General features: G+C 65.3%; 1 protein-coding gene and 1 pseudogene. Both read right to left on the bottom strand.

Translation table 11 applies throughout. The features are described from left to right. A pseudogene (locus XB14_RS32390) lies at window positions 1-584 on the bottom strand (electron transfer flavoprotein subunit alpha/FixB family protein); the annotation flags it as partial. A 25-nt stretch (window positions 585-609) separates the two neighbouring features. Continuing rightward, on the bottom strand, window positions 610-1047 hold a 438-nt coding region (locus XB14_RS32385), incomplete at its 5' end, for an electron transfer flavoprotein subunit beta/FixA family protein (RefSeq protein ID WP_143348651.1).

Raw genomic sequence — 1047 nt, 5'->3', positions numbered from 1 at the left:
GTCAGTTCCGGACGGTCGGACGACGACAGCGCGTCGGCGACGAACGAGGAAACACCCGGGTTGGCGGCAGCCGAAACGCTTTCAACCGCGGCCGAACCGCCTTCGGCGGCGGAGGCGAAGGAAGCGGTGCGCACGGTGATGACGCGCTTGGCTTCGGTCGTCTGCACGGTCTGGATGGCGTTGCCGGCATAGATCGGGCGCTTGAAGGTGTCGGCAGAGACAACTTCGATGATTTCCGAAACCTGGCTGACGTCGAGCAGGGCTGCGACGCGCGGCATGACGTTCTTGCCGACCGAGGTCGCGGCCCCGACGATCGTGTCGTAGTTGCCGGCGAGCGAGACGATGAGGGCCGCCAGCGGCTCGGCGAGGTTGTTGGCAAGCGAGGCGTCGTCGGCAACGAGCACCTTGGAGACCCCTGCAAGCTTGGCGGCCTGTTCGGCGGCCGCCTTGGCGCCGGCACCGGCGACGAGGATGTGCACATCGGCTCCAGTCCCACTGGCGATCTTGGCGGCCGCGCTCAGAGCCTTGGCGGTCTGGTCGGAAAGGTGGTTGCTGTCGTGGTCAGCCAGAAGAAGAATGGCCATCGTTTTGTTCTCCCTTTCCCTGAACTTAAAGCACGCCGGCTTCGGTCTTGAGCTTTTCGACGAGCTCGGCGACCGACTTGACCTTGATGCCGGCCTTGCGGCCCGACGGCTCCTCGGTCTTCAGCACCTTGAGGCGGGCCGACGTGTCGACGCCGAAATCGGCCGGCGACTTCTTGTCGAGCGGCTTCTTCTTCGCCTTCATGATGTTCGGAAGCGACGCGTAGCGCGGCTCGTTCAGGCGCAGGTCGGTGGTGACCACCGCCGGCAGCTTGATGTCGATCGTCTGCAGACCGCCGTCGACTTCGCGGGTCACGGTCGCCTTGCCGTCACCGATCTCGACCTTGGAGGCAAAGGTCCCTTGCGCCCAGCCGAGCAGCGCCGACAGCATCTGGCCGGTCTGGTTGCTGTCATCATCGATCGCCTGCTTGCCGACGATGATCAGGCCCGGCTGTTCGGCGTCGGC

This window comes from Ensifer adhaerens (assembly GCF_002007205.1).
Classification (GTDB): Bacteria; Pseudomonadota; Alphaproteobacteria; order Rhizobiales; family Rhizobiaceae; genus Ensifer; species Ensifer adhaerens_D.
The sequence above is the reverse complement of the archived record's forward strand: the minus strand, read 5'-3'. Positions and strand labels throughout refer to the sequence as shown.